The sequence below is a fragment of the Pseudoalteromonas luteoviolacea genome, assembly GCF_000814765.1.
Classification (GTDB): domain Bacteria; phylum Pseudomonadota; class Gammaproteobacteria; order Enterobacterales; family Alteromonadaceae; genus Pseudoalteromonas; species Pseudoalteromonas luteoviolacea_H.
The window spans coordinates 24,267-41,636 of record NZ_JWIC01000007.1; the positions used below are offsets into that span (position 1 = coordinate 24,267).

At 41.7% G+C, this 17,370-nt stretch carries 23 protein-coding genes; 14 read left to right on the forward strand and 9 right to left on the reverse strand.

Annotated features, from left to right (window positions below; all coding sequences use genetic code 11):
- Window positions 1-98: 98 nt before the first annotated feature.
- Entirely contained in the window at window positions 99-1,436 is a 1,338-nt protein-coding gene (locus JF50_RS14635; RefSeq protein WP_039610218.1) for a sensor histidine kinase, read from the reverse strand.
- Complete coding sequence (locus JF50_RS14640) at window positions 1,423-2,118, reverse strand: response regulator transcription factor (RefSeq protein WP_039610219.1); 696 nt, start codon at window positions 2,116-2,118, stop codon at window positions 1,423-1,425. Before JF50_RS14640 ends, JF50_RS14635 begins: the two co-directional genes overlap by 14 nt.
- A 240-nt stretch (window positions 2,119-2,358) precedes the next feature.
- Between JF50_RS14640 and JF50_RS26775 the strand changes: the two genes are divergently transcribed.
- From JF50_RS26775 to JF50_RS14660, 6 genes are all read left to right on the forward strand, one after another.
- Entirely contained in the window at window positions 2,359-2,559 is a 201-nt protein-coding gene (locus JF50_RS26775; protein ID WP_080760251.1) for a hypothetical protein, read from the forward strand.
- Window positions 2,472-2,717, forward strand: a complete 246-nt coding sequence (locus JF50_RS27595; RefSeq protein ID WP_235423478.1) for a hypothetical protein — start codon at window positions 2,472-2,474, stop codon at window positions 2,715-2,717. The genes JF50_RS26775 and JF50_RS27595 overlap by 88 nt, the downstream gene beginning before the upstream one ends.
- Window positions 2,704-3,459, forward strand: coding sequence for an SGNH/GDSL hydrolase family protein (locus JF50_RS14645; protein WP_235423442.1), 756 nt, complete (start codon window positions 2,704-2,706; stop codon window positions 3,457-3,459). The genes JF50_RS27595 and JF50_RS14645 overlap by 14 nt, the downstream gene beginning before the upstream one ends.
- A 166-nt stretch (window positions 3,460-3,625) precedes the next feature.
- Window positions 3,626-4,123: an SRPBCC family protein gene (locus JF50_RS14650; protein ID WP_039610220.1), complete on the forward strand. Its 498-nt coding sequence runs from the start codon at window positions 3,626-3,628 to the stop codon at window positions 4,121-4,123.
- Window positions 4,124-4,144: 21 nt separating this feature from the next.
- A complete protein-coding gene (locus JF50_RS14655) occupies window positions 4,145-4,999 on the forward strand; it encodes an AraC family transcriptional regulator (protein ID WP_039610221.1) in 855 nt (284 codons plus the stop codon).
- Between the two features lie 118 nt (window positions 5,000-5,117).
- Window positions 5,118-6,038, forward strand: coding sequence for an SDR family NAD(P)-dependent oxidoreductase (locus JF50_RS14660; protein ID WP_235423443.1), 921 nt, complete (start codon window positions 5,118-5,120; stop codon window positions 6,036-6,038).
- Between the two features lie 39 nt (window positions 6,039-6,077).
- Here JF50_RS14660 and JF50_RS27205 read toward each other — a convergent pair whose 3' ends face one another.
- The 4 genes from JF50_RS27205 to JF50_RS14670 all read right to left on the reverse strand — a co-directional run bounded on the left by JF50_RS27205 (window position 6,078) and on the right by JF50_RS14670 (window position 7,775).
- On the reverse strand, window positions 6,078-6,218 hold the full coding sequence (locus JF50_RS27205; RefSeq protein WP_160290486.1) for a hypothetical protein: 141 nt from the start codon (window positions 6,216-6,218) through the stop codon (window positions 6,078-6,080).
- 146 nt (window positions 6,219-6,364) lie between these two features.
- Window positions 6,365-6,970, reverse strand: coding sequence for a hypothetical protein (locus tag JF50_RS14665; protein WP_039610223.1), 606 nt, complete (start codon window positions 6,968-6,970; stop codon window positions 6,365-6,367).
- On the reverse strand, window positions 6,971-7,126 hold the full coding sequence (locus JF50_RS27210) for a hypothetical protein (RefSeq protein ID WP_160290487.1): 156 nt from the start codon (window positions 7,124-7,126) through the stop codon (window positions 6,971-6,973). It lies immediately after the preceding gene.
- A 328-nt stretch (window positions 7,127-7,454) separates the two neighbouring features.
- Window positions 7,455-7,775, reverse strand: coding sequence for a helix-turn-helix domain-containing protein (locus JF50_RS14670; protein WP_039610224.1), 321 nt, complete (start codon window positions 7,773-7,775; stop codon window positions 7,455-7,457).
- A 165-nt stretch (window positions 7,776-7,940) separates the two neighbouring features.
- On the opposite strand from JF50_RS14670, the gene JF50_RS14675 reads away from it, so the two are divergent.
- Entirely contained in the window at window positions 7,941-8,276 is a 336-nt protein-coding gene (locus JF50_RS14675; RefSeq protein WP_080760252.1) for a helix-turn-helix transcriptional regulator, read from the forward strand.
- 231 nt (window positions 8,277-8,507) lie between these two features.
- Here the strand turns inward: JF50_RS14675 and JF50_RS14680 are convergent, their stop codons facing one another.
- Both JF50_RS14680 and JF50_RS14685 read right to left on the reverse strand, forming a co-directional pair.
- Window positions 8,508-8,963, reverse strand: a complete 456-nt coding sequence (locus JF50_RS14680) for an NfeD family protein (protein ID WP_039610225.1) — start codon at window positions 8,961-8,963, stop codon at window positions 8,508-8,510.
- Between the two features lie 3 nt (window positions 8,964-8,966).
- A complete protein-coding gene (locus JF50_RS14685; protein ID WP_039610226.1) occupies window positions 8,967-9,920 on the reverse strand; it encodes a slipin family protein in 954 nt (317 codons plus the stop codon).
- Window positions 9,921-10,069: 149 nt separating this feature from the next.
- Here JF50_RS14685 and JF50_RS14690 point away from each other — a divergent pair, with 149 nt between their 5' ends.
- On the forward strand, window positions 10,070-10,690 hold the full coding sequence (locus tag JF50_RS14690) for a class I SAM-dependent methyltransferase (protein ID WP_039610227.1): 621 nt from the start codon (window positions 10,070-10,072) through the stop codon (window positions 10,688-10,690).
- A 269-nt stretch (window positions 10,691-10,959) separates the two neighbouring features.
- Here the strand turns inward: JF50_RS14690 and JF50_RS27850 are convergent, their stop codons facing one another.
- A complete protein-coding gene (locus JF50_RS27850; RefSeq protein WP_327077598.1) occupies window positions 10,960-11,148 on the reverse strand; it encodes an NUDIX domain-containing protein in 189 nt (62 codons plus the stop codon).
- 861 nt (window positions 11,149-12,009) lie between these two features.
- Between JF50_RS27850 and JF50_RS14705 the strand changes: the two genes are divergently transcribed.
- The 6 genes from JF50_RS14705 to JF50_RS27375 all read left to right on the forward strand — a co-directional run bounded on the left by JF50_RS14705 (window position 12,010) and on the right by JF50_RS27375 (window position 17,361).
- A complete protein-coding gene (locus JF50_RS14705) occupies window positions 12,010-12,195 on the forward strand; it encodes a hypothetical protein (protein WP_039610229.1) in 186 nt (61 codons plus the stop codon).
- A complete protein-coding gene (locus JF50_RS14710; protein WP_080760254.1) occupies window positions 12,167-12,463 on the forward strand; it encodes a tetratricopeptide repeat protein in 297 nt (98 codons plus the stop codon). Before JF50_RS14705 ends, JF50_RS14710 begins: the two co-directional genes overlap by 29 nt.
- 14 nt (window positions 12,464-12,477) lie before the next feature.
- A complete protein-coding gene (locus tag JF50_RS14715; protein ID WP_152614553.1) occupies window positions 12,478-12,858 on the forward strand; it encodes a hypothetical protein in 381 nt (126 codons plus the stop codon).
- Window positions 12,859-12,932: 74 nt separating this feature from the next.
- Entirely contained in the window at window positions 12,933-14,819 is a 1,887-nt protein-coding gene (locus JF50_RS14720; protein ID WP_039610232.1) for a M6 family metalloprotease domain-containing protein, read from the forward strand.
- 303 nt (window positions 14,820-15,122) lie between these two features.
- Window positions 15,123-16,136, forward strand: a complete 1,014-nt coding sequence (locus JF50_RS14725) for an SDR family oxidoreductase (RefSeq protein ID WP_039610233.1) — start codon at window positions 15,123-15,125, stop codon at window positions 16,134-16,136.
- 1 nt (window position 16,137) lies between these two features.
- The gene (locus tag JF50_RS27375; RefSeq protein WP_039610234.1) at window positions 16,138-17,361 is read left to right on the forward strand and encodes an aspartate aminotransferase family protein; all 1,224 of its coding nucleotides are present in this window, start codon (window positions 16,138-16,140) and stop codon (window positions 17,359-17,361) included.
- The last annotated feature ends 9 nt before the right edge of the window (window positions 17,362-17,370 follow it).

Genomic DNA, 17,370 nt, shown 5'->3' on the forward strand with positions numbered 1-17,370 from the left:
GCGTGTATTATTCATGGTTCTGTCCCAAAACAAAGCACTTTTACAACTGTTACATTTACAGTGACAATTGGCATGTAATTGGGACTAAAAAACCAGCGTTAGAGCTTTATGACGATACACAGTCCTGAATCTGAATTGTTTTTCGCATATATTTGCCCGTTGAGTCGCTCCATTTGGCGTTTGCAAAGCGCAAGCCCCAAACCGAATGAATCGCTTTCTGGCTGCGTATGTGAATAGCCATGGCTGCGATAGAAGGGTTTGAAAATATCTGTCAGTTCATTGTCTGACACACCAGGTCCATCATCAATGATTTGCATGGTGGTGTTGTCGAGCTTCACGAAAATGCTGCTCTTGGCAAAACGGCTAGCATTTCTCATTACATTTTCAATGACTTGGCCAAGGACTCTGGCATCACTATTCAGCGTTTTGGAGTCGGGTAATTCGAGGTTAATTTGTAAATGAGGGGCTTCGAACTTCACCTCTTCCGCAATACAGTCAATTAAGTCGACCAAATCAAAAGGGGTGTTTTCTGTATCTGTATGTGGGCAGAAGCGCTCATTTTCGAGCCAAGTGAGTGTTAAGGTGTTTTCGGCAAGTTCTCGCATGGTATGGGTGTTTTTGGTTACACGACTGAGCATATCTTGCTGATCTAATCCTGATTTATGGCACTCCAGCGCAGTTTCAATACGGGCTATGGGGGTGCGTATTTCATGAGAAAAATCCGCAATGAACTGCCTTTGTGCACGAATGGTGTTGGCGGTACAGTTAGCCATTTTGTCAAAAGTGGCTGCAATTTGCTTAAATTCGGCATCGCGACTCGAGATTTTGTCACCAATTCGGCTGTCTAAGTCACCATCTGCAAAGGCGCGGGTACTTTGCTCTAGTTGTTTGAGTGGCTTCATAATGGCGCGATATAACAGCCAGCAAATGCCCGTTAAAACTAAAAATGGCACACAAAATTGCAGCAAAATATAAGCAATTTGCCAATAATTACCCGGGCGCATATGACTGGGTAACTGGATCAAAAAGTGGGTTTTGTCATCTGCAAACGGAATGTCCATGACAGGGTTACGGGCAAAGTATAAGTGGATTTTCCATCGTACATCCCGACCAAGGGTAAACTCGTCTAGGTAGTACTGCTGAAGCTGCGTGCCTGCCAGTGGCGTCAGTTCGCGCTGTACCACCGCCGCCCAAGTATCATGGTCTCGCTCTATGTTTTTTACATATTTACTGAGTGCAGCCATGTCTCCTGACAAATATAATTGCTCGGCTTGCTTGCCCAGTGCGATGAGCTCTTGCTGATGCGCGACTTTAATTTGGCTCATCCTAAACTCAGTGTGGTTGACCAAGTAGTCAATCACGGCAAAGAGTAAAATAGAGCCTGCAATGACTAACGCACATAGGCGTAAAAAGTAAGAAGCTCTAAGATTGAACATGCAAACGATACCCTTTGCCATGCACTGTGGTGATTGACTCGGGGCTGAGCCCAACTGCAACGAGCTTTTTACGTAAGCGGCTGAGGTGCATGTCTAAACTGCGGTCATATCGGCTGAATTGACGTTCAAGCACGCTTTGATATAAAAACGCTTTACTGAGTGTCTCTTTATGGTTGTGTGCTAACTGCCATAGCAATTTAAATTGAATGGCAGTAATGTCTAGCGGCTCTGTGTTATAGGCAGCGAGCTGTTTTTGTCTGTCCAAATGTAAGTCAGACAGCGTAATCTCAAAGGGCGTTTGCGCTTGTGTGTGGCTCGCATGAACACGTCTTAAAATCGCTTCAATGCGCAATACCAGTTCATCAAGGTTAAAGGGTTTAGATAAATAGTCATCCGCTCCTAAGCTTAAGCCTTTTATGCGTTCTTGCTCAGCACCACAGGCGGATAAAATCAAGACTGGTGTGTGTTTTATTTTTCTTAACTGGGCCAAAATTTCATAGCCTTCCATGCTCGGCAAGCGAATATCTAGGATAATGAGGTCGTAATCCACCGCGAGTGCTTGACTAAGTCCTTGTTCTCCATCATGAAGACAGTCGACCTGATAGCCTCTGTTATTAAGTAGGGCGCAAACTTGCTGGTTGAGAGTAATGTCGTCTTCTACGACTAAAATACGGTTGTTCACAGATCTGTGTCTTCTAAAATGAGAATGATTGTATTTTAAGATTATTGCACTTGTGCATACAATAGTGACTAGGTCGAATTGTGAACAGATGTTTGCTGTATGAGTTTTTTTCAAATGAAATGGGCTGTATTTGAGGGTGGTACTTAATGCTGACTAATTTGGCGGGCACTGTGTGCATTGCATATCGATATGTGATGTTGAAATACGGTCTCGGATACAAACTAAATTAAGGAATGACACATGTTAAGGTTAATATCTATTAAGTTATCACTGTTAGTGGCTTTTCTCAGTTGCAGTAGTGCGCTGTTGTCTAGCACCGCGTTTGCAAAAGCTATCAAGCGACGCACCATGCCATTGTTTATGAAGGGCGAGTCAGCAAGCATTACAGTAAAGGACAGGTTGAGTTTAACTGGCCAGGCACGCAGCTTAAAACCAAGTTAGTAGGCAAATCACTGAAGGTGACACTCGCTGGTTATGGCGATCAGTTTGATGTGTTGGTGAACGGTCAGCTGCATAAAAAAATTGTGACCAATGCAAATGGCAATTTTGAAGAGCATGTTGTTTTTTACACAGCAGGAAGCCAAAATGGTCGAGATTGAAATCGTCAAGCGCTGGGAAAACTATGGTAACAATACCAAAATACTGAGCTTTTCAACGGATGGCCGCTTAGAGGGTATTTGGCAGCAGCAACCCCATATTTTATTTGTTGGAGACTCAATTAGTGCCGGTTTTGGCAGTGAATCCACTAAACGCCAGTGTACTTGGCAGGAGATTGTAGATAGCAGCAATGCCAGAGTGGCTTTTCCTTATTTGACCGCATCCATGCTTGAAGCCAGCTTCACACAAGTGTCTTACTCAGGGCTGGGCTTAATTCGTAATTGGAGCGGTAACGACCCACACCATGATCTTCGTACTTATTTAGACAAAGCCTCTGCGGTATTTGGCGATAATAAAGCGTATGAAGATACACATCCAGATTTGGTTGTGATTGAGGTGGGCACGAACGACTTCAGCACAGATCCCCAGCCTCATGAACCATGGACAACCATTGAAGAAGTCAAAGCCGACTGGATCTCTACCATGGTCGAGTTCGTCAATACGGTACGTTATCGCTACCCGAATGCACCCATTATATTTATGCCAAGACCGGCTTATCCCTATGACTTCATCATACCTGCGACATTAGAGGCAAAAACCAAGCTTGAAGAGCAAGGGGTTGATAAGTTGTACTCACATACCTTCTCATCACCATTAGAGGGTGTATTTGGCATCCGACCAAAGCAGAGCACACGGATATCGCGAATAAACTGTCTGCGTTTATCAATTCGAATGACTTGTTAAATTAAAGACAATTTTAAAACAATTTTACATAAGCCTATCTGTTGTATAGCAGATAGGTTTTTTGTTTTTAGTTATTCAAGTGAGTTTATACAGCAAGAAATATCAAAAAAACGCAGTCGTTATTTTTTAAAGTACACCTATCAACGCAACACACACAGGTGTATTTATGAAAGTAACTAAAAAAATCATCATTAATAAATCCGCAGAGCAAGTTTGGCATTTGATTGCCCATGAGTTTGATAAAGCCCACTTATGGATGGTACCTATTCCTAACTCTGTGGCAATGGGCCGCGGCAATAGTAAAACAGGTGCACCGATGGAAGGGCGCATTTGTGATTTAAACGCCGATCCCAATGGCGCGAAAGTCAAAGAAGTTATCACCGACTTTAATGAGCAAAAAAAGCAGTTGGCATTTGATGTGTTGCCCGTAAACAACCCTAAAATTGTGCCAATTAAGCAAAACCATGTATCCATGTCTGTGCGTGCACTTAATCCAAACCAAGCTGAGGTAATTTGGGTTGCTTCTCCTGCGCTTAAATTATTTGCTTATCCATTTTATCCGTTGTTAAGGCTGGTATTTCCGGTGGCGTTTGGCAAACTACTCAAAGGCCTTAAAGCGTATGCTGAGTCACATGTGCTCAAAGTAAATACGGCACAAGCGTAATTATTATTAACGAGGTATGAGATGGACCGTTTTTTTAAAAGTATTGAGTACATAGAAGCGCATCTATATGACAAGATAAGTGTACATGAAATTGCGACATCCGCTCATTATTCAACTTATCATTACAGTAGGGTGTTTAAAGCTTTGGTTGGAGATACACCAAAAGAGTATTTACGTAAAAGGCGTTTAACGCTTGCTGCAAAACGATTACTCACAGACGATGTCGGCATTTTAGATTTGGCGATAGAGTGCCAATTTGAGTCACAAGAGGCATTTACCCGTGCGTTTAAGGCGTTATTTGATATGACGCCTGCCCAGTATCGCAAAATAAATGAGCCATTTAGGTTGTTGTATAAAAAGCCGGTAAGCCAAGAAGATCTCGCTTTTTTACAAAACAACTTGAGCATGGAGCCTGAGATCATTGAGCAACCCGCGATGAAAATCGTCGGTATCGCCACTCAGTATGATGATGGAGACCTAAGCCTACCCAAGCTATGGTCAGGGTTTAGACCCTATCGGGATAAAATTCCTAATCGTGTCGGCAGTGACTTTTTTGGCATTTATGAAAATTATGAAGAGTCGGAAGAGGTAACTCGGTTTGTTTATATTTGCTCTGCACAAGTTGAAAACTTTGACGATGTCCCTGAAGGCTTGATAACCCGCGAGCTAGCGGCGCAAACCTATGCGCGTTTTACCCACATAGGACCGATCGCAAAACTAGAAGAAACCCTGCGCTACATTTGGGGTAGTTGGTTACCTAAAAGTAAGTATGAGTATGCCAATAAGCCTGATTTTGAATTGTTGCCAGCAAATTTCAATGATGCAGATCCAAACAATAAGATTTACTTGAATATTCCAATAAAACCCAAAGCCTGATTTATCAGGCTTTTTTTATGCCTGAATTTTAAAGACCGCAAAAAATATCAAAAGTGCATTTCGCGCTTCATTTAATCTAACCTCATTGAGTTTTGACGTTCTTAAATGAAAAGGGGTTATGATGATTAAGCGTGTTTTAATTACAGGTGCAAACGCAGGTTTAGGGAAAGAAGCGGCTTTGCAGCTTGCAGCACGCCCAGAGGTCGAAGTGGTTTATTTAGGCTGTCGAAATAAACACAAAGCCGCTGCTGCGCAACAAGCACTTGAGCAAATCACAGGGCGGAATATTTTTGAGGTGCTCGAAATAGACGTCAGTAACATCGCTTCTGTTGAGCGTGCTGTACATGATTTACCGCAAAGTGTTGATGCGCTCATCATGAACGCTGGTGGCACAGGGGGAAAGCGTTTTTCAGCAATTAATAGCGCTGGCGTGACAGAGATCTTCGCGGTGAACTTACTCGGTCACAGTGTGCTGACAGAGAGGCTTTTGAAGTGTGGCAAGCTGACACAAGTTGCCGTTTATGCAGGCTCTGAAGCTGCCAGAGGAGTACCGGAAATGGGCATGCCCAGACCGAGCTTAAGCACCTCATCTGTTGCGGAGTTTATAAGTATCTGTGATGGCTCTGCGTTTGCAAAAAACCAAGATGCAACAGCACATTATGGCCCAATCAAATACATGGGCGCGCTGTGGATGTCAGCAATGGCGAGGCGTCATCCTCATATTAAGTTTGTGACTATGAGTCCAGGTGCGACCAAAGGCACTGAAGGGTTTAACACACTCCCGTTTATCAAACAGTATGCCATGAAAGGCATGATGCAAGTCATGTTGTGGCTTGGCAAAGTGCACCGAGTTGAGACAGGCGCAGCGCGGTACTTAACGGCGATATTTGATGCAAATTTAGAGTCAGGCCGATTTTACGCCAGTAAAAAAGGACTAACTGGCGCGCTCAGTGCCCAGCATCATGTGTTTGCAGATTTAGATAACCCCCAGTTTCAAGACAATGCGCTGCTGGCGATTGAGCGCTTCGGTGTTAAATAAAATATAAATGTCCCCAATGAGTGGGCGATGTGTAGATGATTATTTAGTTGGGAAGTATCCGCCAATGCGTTGCTGTCTAGGGTCAGAGCCTTTACTTGTATTACTGCCTGCAAAGATCTGTGTGAGTAGCTTTTTATCTTTAATTGGCTGTTTTTGTTGCTTTAGTTTTGTGTTTTGCATATCAGTCCTTTATGCGTTTTTTAAGGCGCAAAAACTGCGCCTTGGTAGTGGATTATTTGGTAGGCTTAATGTGAAGCTATTCTCTATTAACATACTCATTAGCTAGATAATAAAAAATAAATGCTAATCGTGTTTTTTAGTGAGCTTCACTCTTTTTCAACTGAGAGTGCTTCTTCTGAGCGGTGGGCATACACACTGGCGAACAAACAAATGCCAGCCAAACTCAGCAATATTGAATTATAAATTTCTAGATTGTAATACATATGTGTGACTTCCCAAAGATGGCGAACTTCCTCTTCAGGGAACCCGAGCCTATCCAAATTACGTATGAAGTTTTCACCTAATGCGTATAAGTCTACAAAAAGGTAAAGCATAAACACATAAAATAAGCTGTTTGCCATATCAAATAGCTTTGGCTCTTCTCTTAAAAAATAAACTGCTGACCTCCTACAGTATAAACAGATACATAGATTTAATATTAATGAAGAAGAAAAATACCAAGTGTTTTCTGTAAAGCCAGTATATTTTCCATATACAAAGTTATCCAGCGCTGCAATTGTTATAATCTCAATTAGCGTGAATACTATCAAGTATAGAATAAATATATTCATTTTTGGCAAGTGGGTTGTTTTATAAAAAGCAAAAGCCAAACAGACTATAAATATACTTCCTTCATAAATAGGCATGTTCATGCTGTAAATGGCAAAACCAACCGCGATAAAGATAAGCAATAGCTTGGTAAATGGTTTCACTCAACCTCCTTGGAATTCATTTTGGGTAATCGTTACTGGCGGATAGTCAATGTCTACGCTTTGTTGCCTAGGTCCTGAACCTTTACCTGCGGTCAATCCAGCAGCATAAACTTGTTTGAGCTGATCTTTATTATTGATCAGGTATTTTATTTTCATTTTTTTCATCAGAGGCCTCTAGTTCGGGTTCTTTTTCGATACAAGCGTTATTGTATTTTCCAGCAACTCCAGCCATGAGTCGTTTTATAAAAAGCAAAAGCCAAACAGGCTATAAACATACTTCCTTCATAAATACGCGTTTTCATGCTATAAACATACTTCCTTCATAAATACGCGTTTTCATGCTGTAAATGGTTTCACTCAACCTCCTTGGAAATCATCTGGAATAATCGTTACTGGCGGATAGCCAATGGCTACGCTTTGTTGCCTGGGCCCAGAACCTTTAGCTGAAGTATATCCAGCAAATACCTGTTTAAGTTGATTATTATTAATCTTTTGTTTTATCTTCATTTTTTTCATCAGAGGCCTCTAATTGGGGTTCTTTTTCGATACAAGCGTTATTGTATTTTCCAGCAACTCCAGCCATGGAGGCCAAAAAACCGTACACATCTATCTTACACCCATTGTGTAATTTAGTTAACACGCTTTGAGGAAACTCAGACGTCCCATTTAGGTAGTTATTCATTGTACTGCGTGACACACCCGCTTTTTTGCAACCTTTTGAAACAGAGCCTTGTTTTGCAATGAGTTCTTTCCTTACAAAGTGCCTCAGCTTTTCCCCGAATTTAAACGGGTCAATTTCATCCATAACCTAAACACCAGATTAAAAATTAAATGCATGTTAACTTCTTGTGTTTGTTTTATCAACAAATGTTGGTGGTGGTAATTGTAATTAAGTTGTCCAGATTCTGGAACACGGGTTCTGTTAAATTGTGTGTACTCATTATTTTATAAGGTTTGGAAGGAAATCATCATGACCTTTGAATACGCTATTGAATCCAATTATACGACGACTGACTGTACGACGAAGAGAAGCTTCATACATAATAGGCCGGCAAGGCAGCTACGTGTGTCGCAGTTTAAAATGAATATGCAAAAATCAATTCGCCGATTAAGAAAAAGCAAAAAATTAACGCAAAGGCAGCTGGGTAATATTCTGGGTGTTGATCAGGCGACCATCAGTAATTTTGAGAGTGGCAAAACGATTATGACGTTAGATTTAGCCTATGAGCTTATTCTCGTTTTTGGCTGTGACTTTTATGTTGAGTGTGATTTATCCGGGATTATGAGTTTACCTAAAGCCAGTTAGAGATATATTCAATCTTGTTTAAATAGCACTGTGCAAATCCATTATAAAAAACAAGTTCTGTATATAACTTGTGTTATGGCTTGGCAAGTTGCTCAGCATTATTTATTTGCCGGAAGTTAAATAACCCACCGTTTCAATACAACGCCTTGCTGGCGATTGAGCGTTTTGCTGTGAAATAAAAACGCCCACATTAAGTGGGCGGTGTGTTTAGCGTGACTCTGTAAAGTCGTATTATTCAGCAGGTGCGACCCAGAGTACGCCGACGGACTTTTCGACGACCTTCACTTGCACGCCTTTTTCGATTTCTGTTTTACTTTTCAATTGCCATTGAATACCTGAATATTGATAAAAGACGGGGCTTTCATTGTTCAGGTCTTGCTCCAGCGTAAAACTAATATCTGCAAAGTCACTGTCTACTTTTTTGCTATCTTGTTGTAACTGCATTGCTTTGAGTGGTTTCCATAACACACCAGCAAGTAAGGCTGTCAGCACACCATTTATCCATGCGGCATTTAATAAACTGGGCTCAACAAGCCCAAAGTACATAAATATACCGCTGGTGATGAGGGATAAACCTAAGAAAAACAGTACAAAGGTTGCAAACCCCAAGATAATGACTTCAATGCAAAGTGCAACTAGGCCAAAGATGATCAGTGCTTGGGGTAGATTGTCAGTTATAAACGCCATAACTTACCCATTTCTCTTGCTATTTAATGTGTTAATTATAGACATTCCCTGAGCGACAAGAGAGCTCGCATCAGTGCCGTTGTCAGGAAGTAAGACAACGGAAGACTCTTTTGCGATGGCTTCTTTCGCAGAGATTGCCTTAGTGGCTAAATCAAGTTGTATGGCTTTTTGACCTTCTTCAGTATTGGCGGCCTCACCGACTTTTTTAAGTGCATCAGCTTGTGCTTCTGCGACGGCAATAATGGCTTTGGCTTCACCTTCCGCTTTGAGAATTTGCTCGGCTTTTTCAGCTTCAGCGGCGAGTACTTGGGCTTGCTTTTTACCCTCAGCAACATTGATTTCGGCTTGACGGTCACCTTCAGACTCTAAAATTTGTGCGCGCTTAACACGCTCTGCTTTCATTTGCGCTTCCATGGCTTCCATCACTGAATTTGGTGGCACAATATCTTTGATTTCATAACGCAGGACTTGAATACCCCAAGGTTCAGAGGCCGCATTGATGGCCGTTACTATATTGGTATTGAGCATGTCACGTTCTTCAAACGTTTTGTCCAACTCCATTTTACCCAGCTCACTACGCATGGTCGTTTGCGCTAATTGTGTTACCGCAAACACATAATCATCGACGCCGTATGTTGCTTTGTATGGATCAAGGACTCTGAAATAAAGTACTCCGTCTACCACAAGCGAGATGTTATCGCGGGTGATCGCTGATTGAGAAGGCACATCAGTCGCTTGTTCTTTTAAGCTTCTATCGGCAGCGACTTGATCGATAAAGGGGATGATAAAGTTTAAACCAGCTTCTTTAGTAGATTGGTATTTACCAAAACGCTCAATGATCCAAGCGCGATTTTGCGGTACAAACTTGATTGAACCTTTTAAGATAAAAATGACGAAAATCAGCAATACTGCTTCGATGGTGAACAAAAAGTTCAGTATTGTGGTAACTGGATCCATAAGAAAATACTCCTTTTTTATGCAATTGCTATAACAATAGCATGATGTTGACTAGAGTTAAATTGGACAGGCTTGTTGTCATTTTTTTGTTATACAGTTTACCTAACATAGATACTAAGAGTAGTTTTAACTTTACGAGGCACAGAGAAATGAGTGCGCAGTACTATGAGCAAAATGCATTAAAGCTAGCAAAGCTATATCAGTCAGACAACTTTGAGTCATTACATGCCAATTGGTTGACCCATTTAATTCCATATTTACGAAAGCAAACAGTACAGTTTTTGGATATTGGTGCGGGGGCTGGACGAGACGCTAAGTTTATCGTCGAGCAAAACCAAGAAGCTGAAGTGGTCGCTGTGGAACCTGTTAGCTCGCTCAACAGATTAGGGCAAGCTTATACTAGGGAGCTTCCTATCACTTGGTTACGAGATGAGTTACCTTGTCTTTATGAGGTAAAAAAACGATACGAATCTTTTGATGTAATTTTGGTGAGTTCTGTTTTTAATTATTTGGACGACAGCGCTTGTGTTCAAGCGCTGATCACAATTAGGCACTTACTGAAGCCGCAAGGCTTGTTAATTGTAAAGCTCCGTCATTGCGAAGATCGCGTGCATTTAACTCAGCGTGGCCTAAGTAATATCAATGCTGAAGTACTCATTGCCATGGCCGACAGTGCTGATCTCACTCTAGAGCTTTTGACTGATCTTGAGCCAGATGCACAAGGCAGAGCCCATACAACTTGGCAAACGTTATTATTTAAGCCGACATAGCTGCATGATATATATAGCATTAGTATAAAACTATATCGCGAGTATCTCTTTTTGGTTACTCGCTGACCATACTTTATCTGCGGCCTGTTGTTGGTCCAGCCAAACATAGTCAGTGTGCTCTTCATCACACAAGGTAACTTGGATATCATTGGGGACGCACACGCTGAAGACATGTTCACAATTAATGAGCGCGTTACTTTCGTAGCGATAGCGCCATTGTGGCCTAATCTCATAATGATTGATGACGTCGTGTGATTTAATGTTTAGTCCTAGGGTGTGTGCATCAATACCGTTTCTTCCTTAAGTTCCCGATAAGCCGTTGTTAACGGCTGCTCTCCACGGTCGACCCCGCCAGTTACAGATTGCCAAAAATCAGGGTCATCTTTTCTTTGTAGAATTAAAAATTGTTTATTTTGATTGTATATAACGACGAGTACAGAAATGGGTTGGCGTAACATTATATTTTCCATGAGGATGTGTACCAAATTATTATAACAAATTGATACGCAGGAAGGGGGAGTTAAGGTTATAAAACAATAAAAAAAAGGCAGGCAAACGCCTGCCCAATCTCCAATAGCAATAATCTTTGCCAAGGAAATACCCAATAAACCAATATCCTTATCAGTAAGCTCTACTTCTCGGGAGTTCTAGGAGTCACTTAAAAAGGTGGTGTCTCCAAAGGAACAACTTCATCCTACATGGATGTTTTTAAAATGTAAACCATTTTGGGGTAAAAATTGTAAATGTGTACATTTTGTGTTTTTTGTTCTTTTTGTTGTATTTTTATGCGTTTTTTCATATGGGTTGAAAAAATCTATTATTTACAGTGCTATAAAAATACTCAAAGTAAGATTGTTACAGTTGGTACATTTATTGGGTACTTAACTGTGTTTGTATGGTAATGAAAATAAGGGTTAATTTTATTGGGGATATTTATGTTTGTATTAATTATTTTATTTTGTTAAATAATTGTGTTTTAACTTGGTGTCGTAGGGGCCAATTTAAGCGCACTAGATGCTTGCAAGGCAGGCTGTGAGCCAGCGCAGAAATTCTGTGGTCTAGCTTGGTTTTCAGTATGTTCTATACATGCTTAAACTAGAACATGAAAAAATACAGACACTATGTTTATCGCATTTTGGTTATCTGTGGTTGTTGTGATGTCGCGAGCGAAATGTTCATGACCCTCAATAAATTAAAAGAACTGAATAGTAAAAACCCACAACAAGCTGCGCAGGTTTTTCGATCTGTGCGTTTACGGTTACCCAAAAAACCTAGCAGAGGTTTACTCGAGCTATTATTTGGTCGGATTAGAGTCTGGCGTGAGAGTCAATGATGCTGACGTAGTACAGCATATTGTGTCGATCCTTGAAGGAGAAAGCTGGCGTGATACTGTGGAAGGCGCAGAGCTTGATATTGCCACAGCTGTGGCAATTTACCATCGCCGAATCTTCGATTATGCGTATGCTGAAACATTAAATGAATGTTGCTATTTCGTATGCCGCTGATCCGAAAGAGTTTGCAAGAGTCGCAAACAATATGGCTGTTGTGTATCGATATAGTGGTCAACCAAAGAAAGCGCAAAATATATTAAAAGAGTCTTTAATGTTGGCCGAAGACAGAGAGGTTGTCGCAAATATCAAAAACAACCTAGGCAACATCTATTTTGACCAAGAAAAATACCGTCATGCGCAACTGATGTATATTCGGGCCTTTCGCTTTCATTCTGAAGTAGGGCAGGCGGGTTATGCTGCGGGAACGGGCTTAATTTATTAAATACACAGATATTTTTGGGTGATTGGCCAAGCTTTGAACGGTATCAATCGTCAGTCGCACTGGAAGTTAAGCACAGTGGACAACAGGCTTTTAGGTTGTTTTATATGTGGCAAAGCTATCTCAATGATCACGTTAACAAACATGCGCTTTTAGACGATGACAGGGTCAATGCGTTAGTTGAATCAATACCAATATTGCTAAAGAGTGAGTTAGGCCCATCACTTTCACACTATTCGGGTCTTTTCAAAAACGCAGTGTTGCAAAGCAAGCTTGATGAACAGTTAACTAAAACACCAGATATCAAGGGGATGAGTGAACCAAATGGCATCAGAATTAAGCTCGAAAAGCTCTGTACGACCAGAATAATTGCAAAAAAATACTTTTCTAATCGTTAATATAGTTTGAAATTGGTTAAAAAAAGGTCAATAATCTAGTTTCCTAAATCGGAAAACATGTAAAGGAAACTATAATGAAGTTAGTAAAATCTCTGGCGGCTGTCTCGTCGCTTATGATCCCCACGCTTTCACTGGCGGCAATTCCATATCAAAATGAGGAATACCAATTCACTCAGCCTAATGGCGAAGTCATTTCGATATTTTTGCAGGGAAATACGTACTATGCAGAACAAAGAACCCGTGATGGTAGGTTAGTCATATTTGATAAAAGCAAAGGCGGTATGGTTTACGCGTCGGTTAATAAATCAGGCACTGATTTTGTCTCATCTGGTATTTTGGTCTCTCAACAGTCTGACATGGCGCTGAGCACGTCACAGATTAATGCTGAACAAGCCAGTGGGTTATCTACCGAAGCAATTCAAAACTTAGTGGTGCAAAAGCAAAATGAACTTCTGCCTGCTTTGGAAAGCCCTTTGCTTGTGCATACTCAAACTGCTGATATGAGTACGCAGGTTGCTGGTAATATCAAAGGACTGACCATTATCATCGACTTTCCAGATGAGAGAGGCAGTATAACAAAGTCACAGGTAGAGCGGTTTCTAAATGATAGAAATTATACTGAATTTGGTAATGCACAGTCTGTACGCGGTTACTTTTTAGAAGTATCAGATAATAAACTGGATTATACCAATACGGTGACAGCTTATTACACGGCCAAAAAAAATAAGTCTTACTATGCGGATTCTAGTCTGAGCTCCACTGTACGTTCACAAGAGTTAATAAAAGAGGCGCTAGATTGGCTGGAGTATCAACAGGGGTTTGATTTTTCCACGCTTTCTACAAATGGTAGTAGTCAAATACGTGGCTTAAATATTTTCTATGCAGGCAACTCAGACAGTGCTTGGTCTAAAGGGTTGTGGCCTCACATGGCGAGATTAAGCCCGCGCTTTTGTGCAGATGGCGTGTGTACGGACAGGTATCAAATTACAGATATGAGAGCCAGTTTATCAATTGGTACATTTGTTCACGAATCGGGACACCTGATCACAAATTGGCCTGATTTATATGACTATGACGGCAGCTCTCACGGATCGGTAGCAAGTTACGGTGTGATGGGGTTCGGTGCGATTGGTACAACCAATAAATTTAGACCGACTCCACCTGTTGCGCACTTTAGAGCCATTGCCGGTTGGGATACAGTGACTGAGCTAAACCCTGCCATTGATGCAAATGCGCCAACAGGGACACTCACTCATACGTCAGGTAGCCACACTTCATACAAGTGGACTAACCCAAGCAATCGAAATGAAGCCTTTTATATTGAGGCAATTCATCAGTCAGGTCAAAACACGGAACAGCCAAGTCAAGGCCTTGCAATTTGGCACGTTGATACGCGCGGTAGTAACTCCAATGAATGGTTCCCTTATATTCAGATGGAACATGCAGACGGAAATCGTGACCCCGAAAATAATCGCAATAGAGGTGACGGTACAGATTTATTTGTAGCTAATGGCGAGTTTAGCAACTTATATCCAAACAGTTTGTCATCGAAAGGGACTAACTCTCTGTGGTGGAATGGTGCGGATTCTGGGTTGGCTATTTCAAGTATCTCAGCGCCTGCTCAGACGATTTCGTTTAATCTTGAGTCAAACGTTGTCGAGCCACCTAAAGGAGATACATATCGAGGAACACTCAGTGATAAAGGGCAACAGATCCAACCTAATGGCAGTTGGTTCCAATACTCTGGTGGGACGATTAAGCTCGATTTAACCGGTCCGAACAATGCGGACTTTGATTTGAAGTTAGAGCGTTGGCAAGGTGGACGATGGACTCAAGTGTCTATTTCAGAAACGCCGACGTCGGTTGAATCTATCTCCTATACAGCTGCAAGCGGATATTACCGCATAGTTGTGTATTCATACTCTGGCGCAGGGGATTACACTTTAACTGTTAATAAGTAGTGACTTAACAGAATAGCTCACAATCATACGTGGACTGGGTGTTTGACACTAGGTCCACTTTGTAACTTTTACCTACATAATTTTCATATCAATATTTCGTGCACATTTCCTTGATACACCTCAATAAAGCGAGCAGGTAGTCCGCATTTACATTGTGCGATCAATATAAACGAATCTCACAAGTTAAAATTTAGTGAATTATTTGTTTGATCTGAAATTGAAAATCATTATCATTATTACCTGTAAAGGGGACTTTGCAGTATATAGCGTGCTTTTTACACACAAAATGATTAAGGAGTAATTATGTCTCGTAGATTTTTATTGACTGGCGCGACCGGTGTCGTGGGGCTCTCAATGATAGAGCTGTTATCACCAAATGATGAGATTGTTATTCTAGTAAATCAACGATCTTTTAGTGAGTTACCTCAAGGGGTAAGTCAGCAAATTCAGGGTGATATCCGTAAAGCCAACTTTGGCTTAAATGATGAGCAAGTTGCTCAACTCAAAGGTATTGATTGCATAGTGCACAGTGCAGCATTGACCGACTTCACAGCCGATCCAGACGTACTGGCCGGCATTAATGTGGCAGGGCTCAAACATGCTATTGAATTGTCTGAACGTTTAGATGTGCCATTGATCCATATAAGTACCGCATTTGTGAAAGGTCGAAATGGTCATGATTTTAATAATTATGAGCAAAGTAAGCGCGAAGCAGAAGCCTGCCTAAGTGACAACATTACCGTTGTACGTCCCTCTGTCATTATTGGTGACAGTACCCTTGGTTTGATGCCAAAAAAGCAGGGTTTGCATAATATGCTTAAACTAGCGACGAAGGAAGTTATCCCGATCGTACCTGGAGATGCAAACACGCTGGTTGATGTGATCCCGCGTGATATTGTCGCTAAATGTATTTTGACGATAGTGGATAAAAAACTATCGGGAGAGTTTTGGTTAACAGCGGGCACTTTGGCTAAAACGTTAGGCGATTTGCTTACACTTGGCGAAGATGATGATATCACATCACGTTACGATGTGCGTTTTAAAGCCCCTAAATTGATGAGCCCGACCACATTTGAGAGGCTGGTTAAGCCTGTGTTTATGCCTGCGCTACCAAAGCGGTTTAAACGCATGTTTGAAGAAACTTCTATTTATTTAAAATATCTTGATATGTCAGAAGGGTTTCAATCTGATGTTCCCCAACTCGCTGAAGTTGCAGGCGAATGCTATCAGTTTGATGTACGTCATACGTTAGCTAAAAACTTGGTTGCCTACGATCATCAGCACCCTTTGATTGCTGAGCTTTCAGGAGCGCAGTAACGTGAGAGAGGAAACACTCGAACTACTCAAAGCCCACAGTAATCGTTCAAAAGCGCGGTTGTCTAGCATGATGAATTTGCCCATTGAACACAGTGCACACGGTGCCGAAATCGTCGATGAAAATGGGAAAACCTACTTAGATTTTGGTGGTTTTGGGGTATTTATTTTAGGTCATAAACATCCTCAGGTGGTTGCTGCGGTAAAGTCTCAATTGGACATCATGCCTATGAGTTCGCGCACTCTGGTGAGCCCTAATTTAGCGACTGCCAGTAAAAAGCTGATAGATATATGCCCCGATGCAATTCAATATGCCTTTTTTACTAATTCTGGCGCGGAGTCGACAGAGCTTGGTTTGAAGCTTGCCAGAGCCAATGGCTGTAAACATATTATTGCGGTCACGGGCAGTTATCATGGCAAGTCATTAGGTGCTTTATCGGTGACACATCGTGATGAATTCCGTACGCCATTTGCGCCTTTGTTTGACAATGTGGAGTTTGTTGAGCGTGATAATGTTGAGGCCTTAAAAGCCGCATTTACCAAGTACAAAGCGCCTGTCGCGTTCATCACTGAGCCTGTACAAGGTGAGGGCGGTGTTTACGCCTTGAGCTATGAATTTTTGCATACTGCCAAGCAATTATGCGAACAATCAAAGGGACTCTTTATCTGTGATGAGATCCAGTCAGGGCTGGCGCGTACAGGCACCATGTGGGCGATCGATAAACATAATATTGTGCCTGATGTGATGTTAGTCGGCAAAGGGCTCAGTGGTGGCGTGATACCGTGCGCTGCGGTAGTTGCAACCGAAGCGGCTTTTGCCCCTTTAAATAAGGATTTCATGCTGCATTCGAGCACCTTTGGTGGTTCACCCATTGCACTGAGTGCCGCTGAAGCAACCATTGACGTTTTAACATCACAAAACATAGCTGAGCGCTCAGCCTATTTAGGTAAAGAGATTGTTTGCAAATTAAATGAGATTGTCAAAGCACACAATGAAACTGCATCTCAGCAAATTATCATCCGTGGCGAGGGACTGTTGATCGGTATTGACGTTGGCACACCTGCGCGAGCAGGTCAGCTGACGCTGTCATTGTTAAATCAACAAATCCTAACCAGTCATTCACTCAGTAACGCATCCACTGTGCGCTTAACACCGTGCGCCTTTTTAACTGATGACCAGCTAGCACAGTTATATACCGCGTTTGAAAACGCAATAGACAAGATTTAAGGAAATACC

Bases quoted from the DNA above. Each gene is read 5' to 3' on its own strand.
- JF50_RS14635 (WP_039610218.1), bottom strand. From the start codon at position 1,436: ATGTTCAATCTTAGAGCTTCTTACTTTTTACGCCTATGTGCGTTAGTC.
- JF50_RS26775 (WP_080760251.1), top strand. From the start codon at position 2,359: ATGTTAAGGTTAATATCTATTAAGTTATCACTGTTAGTGGCTTTTCTC.
- JF50_RS14645 (WP_235423442.1), top strand. From the start codon at position 2,704: ATGGTCGAGATTGAAATCGTCAAGCGCTGGGAAAACTATGGTAACAAT.
- JF50_RS14650 (WP_039610220.1), top strand. From the start codon at position 3,626: ATGAAAGTAACTAAAAAAATCATCATTAATAAATCCGCAGAGCAAGTT.
- JF50_RS14655 (WP_039610221.1), top strand. From the start codon at position 4,145: ATGGACCGTTTTTTTAAAAGTATTGAGTACATAGAAGCGCATCTATAT.
- JF50_RS14660 (WP_235423443.1), top strand. From the start codon at position 5,118: ATGATGATTAAGCGTGTTTTAATTACAGGTGCAAACGCAGGTTTAGGG.
- JF50_RS27205 (WP_160290486.1), bottom strand. From the start codon at position 6,218: ATGCAAAACACAAAACTAAAGCAACAAAAACAGCCAATTAAAGATAAA.
- JF50_RS27210 (WP_160290487.1), bottom strand. From the start codon at position 7,126: ATGAAAATAAAATACCTGATCAATAATAAAGATCAGCTCAAACAAGTT.
- JF50_RS14670 (WP_039610224.1), bottom strand. From the start codon at position 7,775: ATGGATGAAATTGACCCGTTTAAATTCGGGGAAAAGCTGAGGCACTTT.
- JF50_RS14675 (WP_080760252.1), top strand. From the start codon at position 7,941: ATGACCTTTGAATACGCTATTGAATCCAATTATACGACGACTGACTGT.
- JF50_RS14680 (WP_039610225.1), bottom strand. From the start codon at position 8,963: ATGGCGTTTATAACTGACAATCTACCCCAAGCACTGATCATCTTTGGC.
- JF50_RS14685 (WP_039610226.1), bottom strand. From the start codon at position 9,920: ATGGATCCAGTTACCACAATACTGAACTTTTTGTTCACCATCGAAGCA.
- JF50_RS14690 (WP_039610227.1), top strand. From the start codon at position 10,070: ATGAGTGCGCAGTACTATGAGCAAAATGCATTAAAGCTAGCAAAGCTA.
- JF50_RS27850 (WP_327077598.1), bottom strand. From the start codon at position 11,148: ATGTTACGCCAACCCATTTCTGTACTCGTCGTTATATACAATCAAAAT.
- JF50_RS14710 (WP_080760254.1), top strand. From the start codon at position 12,167: ATGAATGTTGCTATTTCGTATGCCGCTGATCCGAAAGAGTTTGCAAGA.
- JF50_RS14720 (WP_039610232.1), top strand. From the start codon at position 12,933: ATGAAGTTAGTAAAATCTCTGGCGGCTGTCTCGTCGCTTATGATCCCC.
- JF50_RS14725 (WP_039610233.1), top strand. From the start codon at position 15,123: ATGTCTCGTAGATTTTTATTGACTGGCGCGACCGGTGTCGTGGGGCTC.